The organism is Pedobacter sp. 05L430 (assembly GCF_056397585.1).
Map to the genome: position 1 here is coordinate 1 of NZ_JBFTNT010000241.1, position 6,559 is coordinate 6,559.

The following is a 6,559-nucleotide window of genomic DNA, read 5'->3' on the forward strand; positions in this document are numbered from 1 at the left end:
CCATTAAACAAATTGCTAATGAAATAGGAGAGGTGTTTATAAGATCGTCAGTTTACGAGACTGAGGCCTGGGGAAATGAAGATCAGCCTTCTTTTTTAAATATCGCATTAGGTGTTAAAACTAAACTTACACCCATTGATGTGCTAAATAAAGCTTTGGAAATTGAACTTGAACTTGGAAGGGTTAGGCATGAAAAATGGGGTTCTCGTTTAATTGATATTGATCTCATTTTTTATGATGACATTGTGGTAGACATGGGAGCTGAATTACAAATACCTCACCCTCAGATGCAATATAGAAAGTTCGTTTTAGAGCCTTTGGCTGAGATAGCTCCTGATTATATACATCCGGGTTTAAAAATAACCGTTCGCGAAGTATTAGAAAGATTACGTGATAATTTATCTGTATCTAAAATTTAATTATATTTTTGTTCCAATGATTAACGTAAATAAAAATGATGAGCCTTTAGATCTTTCTTACTTAAGAGAGATGTCTGCAGATAATGCGGAGTTTATCATAGAGATGATAGATCTTTTTAAAGTTCAAACGCCGGTATACCTTTCTGAGCTCGAAAGTGCAGTAGCCGCTAGAAACTGGCCATTGGTATCAACCTGTGCACATAGAATGAAACCTACCTTTGCTTATATTGGAAGGGAAGATGCTAAACTGCACATGCAAATGATTGAACATAATGCCCGCGAGCTTATTGATGTAGAAGCATTGCCTCAGGCATTTGCTGAAATTGCTGAGTTTGTGCCAATCTTATATAAGCAACTAGATCGTGCAAAAGCGGATCTTGAAAAAGATCTTTAAGCTGCAGGAATACGTCTGAAATGTAAAATTGACAATCCGATATACAACACCAGTATAAAAGGAATAGCGGCAAATTTCAGAAAAGGCAGTAGCAGTGCTGATATGATCAGAAAAATATACTTTATTTTATTCTGAGCCCAGCTCGTTGAACTGAATTTTAAAGAGAAGATTCTAATCTCACTTACCAGTAGCCAGCTTAATAGTGCCGTTAATCCAATAAGCAGTAAGGTAGAATTGATAACCGAGGGATAGTCTTTTTGAATAAACGGCAGGGAGACTATAAACAAAGTATTCATTGGGGTATTTAAACCGATGAAATCTTCCGTTTGCCTGGTGTCGTTATTAAATTTGGCTAATCTTAATGCAGAGAATACCGTAATAATAAAGGCCAGATAAGGCAGGTAAGGCGATGCATAGTCGCTTTGCGAAAGTAGTTGGTACATTACTACTCCTGGCAGAAAACCGAAGCTTACCATGTCGGCCAAAGAATCCAGATCTTTTCCGATGTTTGATTTTACGTTTAATAATCTGGCTGCAAAGCCATCAAAGAAGTCAAAGATTCCGGACAGCAGCACAAAATATGCTGCTGTCTCCAGAGCTCCGTTAAAAGCATAAACTATTCCGATGCAGCCTGAGAACAGATTTGCACAGGTAATTGCATTAGGGATATGCTTCTTTATCATTTATTAGCTATTCATCGAAATTAAAAACTCTTCGTTCGATTTTGTGCCTTTTATTTGTGCCTGTACAAATTCCATGGCTTCCTGAGCATTCATATCAGCCAGGTGGTTACGTAAGATCCATACACGTTGTAAAGTGTCTCTGTCATGTAACAGGTCATCTCTACGTGTGCTCGAAGCAGTAATATCGATAGCAGGGAAGATACGTTTGTTAGATAGTTTACGATCTAACTGTAGCTCCATGTTACCGGTACCTTTAAATTCTTCGAAGATCACCTCATCCATTTTAGAACCGGTATCTGTTAACGCAGTTGCAAGGATGGTTAAAGAGCCACCTTTTTCTATGTTACGTGCGGCACCAAAGAAACGTTTCGGTTTGTGTAATGCATTTGCATCAACACCACCAGAAAGGATTTTACCCGATGCAGGAGCAGTTGTGTTATAAGCTCTGGCTAACCTGGTGATAGAGTCTAGCAAGATTACTACATCATGACCACATTCTACAAGACGTTTAGCTTTTTCTAAAACGATGTTGGCAATTTTAACGTGACGTTCTGCCGGCTCATCAAAAGTTGAAGCAATAACTTCAGCTCTTACACTTCTTGCCATATCAGTAACCTCTTCCGGCCGCTCATCTATCAGTAATATGATCAAATAAACCTCAGGGTGATTTTTCGCAATTGCATTGGCTACCTCTTTGAGTAAATTGGTTTTACCTGTTTTAGGCTGCGCTACAATTAAACCACGTTGCCCTTTACCTATTGGGGTAAACAAGTCAATGATCCTGGTAGAGTAGTTGTTGGTTTCTGTGAAAAGATTTAACCTTTCAGTAGGAAACAAAGGAGTAAGGTAGTCAAATGGAACACGGTCCCTAACATCAGCTGGTAAGCGTCCGTTAATAGTTTCTACTCTTACTAAGGGGAAATACTTTTCGCCTTCTTTTGGAGGGCGGATGCTTCCTTTTACCGTATCACCTGTTTTTAAACCAAATAGTTTGATTTGCGACTGAGATACATAAATATCATCAGGAGATGAAAGATAATTGTAATCAGCAGATCTAAGGAAGCCATAGCCATCAGGCATAATTTCCAGAACACCTTCGTTGGTGATGGTATTATCAAAATCAAGATTTGAATAGCTATTCTCATTTTGTTTTTGATGACCGCCAGTATTAGGTCCTTTAGGTCTGTTCTCGTCTCTTTGAGGTTTATTGCCTTTTTTGTTTTCGCCTGAAGGAACGTTTTGGATAGGCGCCACTACAGGAGCGGGTTGAGCTGTTTCGGCGACCTCTGAAGGAGCTTCAGTAGCTTCAATCTGAGGCTCAGCATCCGGAACGGATAATTCTTCAGCAGCTTCCTCAGCATACCTTTGTTCCGAGCCGGGAAGCGGATCAAACAACGATGCCCTATTGAAAGGTTTAGTTGTTGGGCCTTCTTCTTCCTTTGCAGGAATCCGGATTCTTTTACGGGTTGGTTTTTCAGCAGTACCAGTATCTTTTACAGTTTTCGCTTTACTGATTTTAGCTGGTGCTGCTACCTCAGTCACCTCAGCTACAGGAGCGCCTGTTTCTTGTTCTGTTATTTGTGCAATAATTTCAACCAGTTCAGCCTTACGTAACTCATCAGCATTTAGTATACCTTGAGTTTTTGCAATCTCACGCAATTCGGCTGTGAGTTTTTCATTTAATTCTGTTTTATTAAACATTATATGGGTGTAGAGAAATTTTTAAAAATAGAATTTACCAATTGAACAGAGCAGAAAATACGGCTATAAAAGATAGTAGAAGACAAAATTTTATTGGATTTTCTGGAATGATCAGATAAACTTTTAGAGAATTATGTTGCAATTGTATGTATTTGTAAACTAATCTCCAAGAAAAACTTAAAATTGTTTAAAATAATTTCATTCAAAAGTTTTTAAATAGGCATTAAATCACTGTTAAATTTGGCATCTTTGCACACAAAATTTACCCTCTGATGAATAAGAAGCAGTTATTTGAACAAATCAAAAGTAAGAAATCTTTTTTATGTGTTGGCCTTGATCCGGTTCTGGAAAATATCCCAAAACACTTATTAAAATACGAAAACCCTGTGTTAGAATTTAATAAGCAGATAATTGACGCAACTAAAGATCTGTGTGTAGCTTACAAACCTAACACTGCTTTTTATGAGTCGATGGGATTAAAGGGTTGGGAAACTTTAATTAAAACATGGCAATATATTCCTAATGATATTTTTACAATTGCTGACGCAAAAAGAGGAGATATCGGGAACACTTCGGCCATGTATGCAGATGCCTTTTTTAATGAGGCCAAGTCTGAGATGAGTTTTGATGCTATAACCGTTGCTCCTTATATGGGAAAGGATTCTGTTGGTCCGTTTCTGGAATATAAAGATAAGTGGGTAATCCTTTTGGCCTTAACATCAAATGCAGGTCATAGCGACTTTCAGTTGCATGAAACGCCGGATGGTAAATTGTATGAAGAAGTGATTCGAATTTCATCTCAGTGGGCAGGTAGTGAACAGTTGATGTATGTTGTAGGTGCTACACGGGGTTCTGAATTTGAAAATATAAGGAGACTCGCTCCCGATAATTTCTTATTGGTACCGGGTATTGGTGCACAGGGGGGCAGCCTTGCCGATGTTTGTAATTATGGCTTAAATAAAGAATGTGGCCTACTCGTAAATTCTGCAAGAGCTATCATATATGCAAGCAAAGGCGAAGACTTTGCTGAAAAAGCAAGGGAAGAAGCCATAAGTGTACAAAAAGAGATGGAGCAGATATTGTTATCTGCGAAATTGATATGACCGCTAAAACGGATTTTAAACTAATATTTGCTTTAATAGGTGTTGCTGTTGTTTGGGGAACAACATACCTTGGGATTCGTGTTGCAGTGGAAACCATCCCTGCCTGGTTTGTTGCCGCAATAAGACAAGGATTTGCGTCCTTAATTTTGATGGGGATACTGCTGAGCAAAAATGAATTGAAATGGAAAAGCTGGCCTTATTTGAGAAGGCAGTTGCTGGTATCTGTTTTAATGATTGTTGTTGCTAATGGAATGACTACTGTAGCAGAAGAAACCATACCTAGCGGATTAACATCGCTGATTAATGCGCTGAGCCCATTGGTTGTGTTTCTGGGAAGTGTATTGTTTGGTTTACAAAGACCCAGTTTAAAAGGCTTTGCAGGTGTAATTATTGGCTTTTTGGGAGTAGCTTTTATTTTTAGGGCAGGTTTAGGTGATCTGTTAGACCCTAACTATAAAACAGGGATTATGTTTTTATGTTTTGCGGTTACCGGTTGGGCCTCAGGAACTATTTACACTAAAAAATATACCCTTAAAACAGATAATATATTTCTTGATCTGTTTTATCAATTTGTATTCTCCGCTATAATTCAGCTCGGACTTGCATTTGTTTTCTCTGGAGATACACATATAGCGACCTGGAGTTTAAAGAGCTTAATGGCGGTAGGTTATCTGGCCATTTTTGGATCTGTAGTTGGGTATTTCTGTTACCATTATGCTTTAAAGAAGGTTACTGCTACCGAAGTGTCTGTACTTTCTTATTTCAATACCGTTATTGCATTGTTTTTAGGTTGGTTAATCCTTGATGAAATTGTTACGTTTGACATTATTATTGCTACAATCTTAATTATCCTGGGTGTATTCATCACAAATTATAAAAAGCAAAAAATATAATTTAGCGGGATAATAATAATAGCAGGATATACTAATAAATGCTAAATATTTTAATTCCGGGATAAAAGCACACAATGCTTTTACGTCTCAGGCGTTGTTACAACTAAATAAATATTACTGTACTCAAAAAAAATGCTTAAATTGTGGTATAGGAATTAAAATTTTAAAAAAATAATATGTTCCAGCGCATTGTTACCTTTTTTGAAAAGCAAAGTTTCGGGGTGTGTACTTACCTTGCAGAGCGTTTAAATATGTCGATTAGTAAAATCCGGCTGTTCTTTATTTACTCTTCCTTTTTAGCGGTAGGTTTTCCTATTGTGTTTTATATTCTGGCGGCACTTGTTCTAGATGTAAGACACTATATCAAAAGGATTCGCCTGCGTATTTGGGACGTATAGACGACCTTGAACTTTTAAAAGCTAAACCCGCAGAATTTCTGCGATCTCAGAGAAACCCTTTTCCTCAGCCAGGTCAGCAGGTAGTTTGCCCCCTTCCATTCTGCTGTTTACTTCAGCATTATGCTCTAGCAATAGAATAATTATTTCAATGTCTCCCTGTTGGGCAGCTGCATGAAGAGGTGTGAAACCCGCTTGTTGTTTTACGTTTATTATTGCCCCGGCATCGATCAGCATCTTGGTGATGTTATAACTTTTAATAGCTACTGACGAGTGTATAGGATATACATTAAAGCCATTGTTTGCAGGGATATTTACATCTGCTCCGCTTTCTATCAGGAATTTGCATATCTCCTCATTGGCAAAATAAGTGGCTAAACCCAAAGGCGTAAAGCCATCAGCCGATAAAGAATTTACTGAATCCGGGTTTTGAGCAACCAATTTGGTAGTAAGCTCATATTTGCCTAGTGCGCAGGCTTCAAATATGGTAAGGTTTGCCACAAAACTTGCAATTAATAAGGCAATTCCAGGTTTTCTGTAATAGCATGCCAATAATGCAGGGGATATCCCGTGGCTTGTTTTTTGACTGGCAAGCTGCGGCTGTTTGGTTAAAAGATCTGATATCTCTTGTTTCTTATCGGCTTCGATTAAACTTTCAAGATGAGCAATGTCCATTGTTAAATTTAAATTAAAAATGCTTAATAAAATTAACAAACTTAGCTAAAAATGTTTTATCTAAAAAAGAATCCCGCCTAGCGGAATACTAAACGGGATCACCCTAAAACAAAACTATATCTAAAAAATCAAAACTTAAACGCTTTGTATCTATGACTTTAATTAAGCGAGAAGGTTTAAAATACTCGAGGAACTTATTTTAAGAAGATACTTGTTTTGTAAAAGTTTTTGAAGAAATAAACGTTTTTACATTGAATAAATTTGTTGAATTAGACGATGTTTAGCGGTATTTGTAA

The 6,559-nt window shown here is 37.5% G+C and carries 8 protein-coding genes; 5 read left to right on the forward strand and 3 right to left on the reverse strand.

Annotated elements, in window-relative coordinates; genetic code table 11:
* Together folK and AC1DG9_RS21135 are read left to right on the forward strand one after the other, a co-directional pair.
* Nucleotides 1-419, forward strand: a 419-nt coding sequence (gene folK, locus AC1DG9_RS21130) for a 2-amino-4-hydroxy-6-hydroxymethyldihydropteridine diphosphokinase (protein WP_477635189.1), incomplete at its 5' end; no start/stop codon positions are given.
* A gap of 16 nt (nucleotides 420-435) precedes the next feature.
* Nucleotides 436-813, forward strand: a complete 378-nt coding sequence (locus AC1DG9_RS21135; protein ID WP_048904397.1) for a histidine phosphotransferase — start codon at nucleotides 436-438, stop codon at nucleotides 811-813.
* Here the strand turns inward: AC1DG9_RS21135 and pssA are convergent.
* Complete coding sequence (gene pssA / locus AC1DG9_RS21140) at nucleotides 810-1,496, reverse strand: CDP-diacylglycerol--serine O-phosphatidyltransferase (protein ID WP_172660604.1); 687 nt, start codon at nucleotides 1,494-1,496, stop codon at nucleotides 810-812. The two genes, AC1DG9_RS21135 and pssA, sit on opposite strands and share 4 nt — an antisense overlap.
* Nucleotides 1,497-1,499: 3 nt before the next feature.
* The gene (rho, locus tag AC1DG9_RS21145) at nucleotides 1,500-3,197 is read right to left on the reverse strand and encodes a transcription termination factor Rho (protein WP_172660603.1); all 1,698 of its coding nucleotides are present in this window, start codon (nucleotides 3,195-3,197) and stop codon (nucleotides 1,500-1,502) included.
* A 272-nt stretch (nucleotides 3,198-3,469) separates the two neighbouring features.
* Here rho and pyrF point away from each other — a divergent pair, with 272 nt between their 5' ends.
* The 3 genes from pyrF to AC1DG9_RS21160 all read left to right on the forward strand — a co-directional run bounded on the left by pyrF (nucleotide 3,470) and on the right by AC1DG9_RS21160 (nucleotide 5,591).
* Nucleotides 3,470-4,300, forward strand: coding sequence for an orotidine-5'-phosphate decarboxylase (gene pyrF / locus AC1DG9_RS21150; protein ID WP_337715312.1), 831 nt, complete (start codon nucleotides 3,470-3,472; stop codon nucleotides 4,298-4,300).
* A complete protein-coding gene (locus tag AC1DG9_RS21155) occupies nucleotides 4,297-5,193 on the forward strand; it encodes a DMT family transporter (protein WP_172660601.1) in 897 nt (298 codons plus the stop codon). Before pyrF ends, AC1DG9_RS21155 begins: the two co-directional genes overlap by 4 nt.
* 176 nt (nucleotides 5,194-5,369) lie before the next feature.
* The gene (locus AC1DG9_RS21160) at nucleotides 5,370-5,591 is read left to right on the forward strand and encodes a PspC domain-containing protein (protein ID WP_048904402.1); all 222 of its coding nucleotides are present in this window, start codon (nucleotides 5,370-5,372) and stop codon (nucleotides 5,589-5,591) included.
* Between the two features lie 21 nt (nucleotides 5,592-5,612).
* Here AC1DG9_RS21160 and AC1DG9_RS21165 read toward each other — a convergent pair whose 3' ends face one another.
* Nucleotides 5,613-6,263: an ankyrin repeat domain-containing protein gene (locus AC1DG9_RS21165; protein ID WP_172660600.1), complete on the reverse strand. Its 651-nt coding sequence runs from the start codon at nucleotides 6,261-6,263 to the stop codon at nucleotides 5,613-5,615.
* Nucleotides 6,264-6,559: the final 296 nt, after the last annotated feature.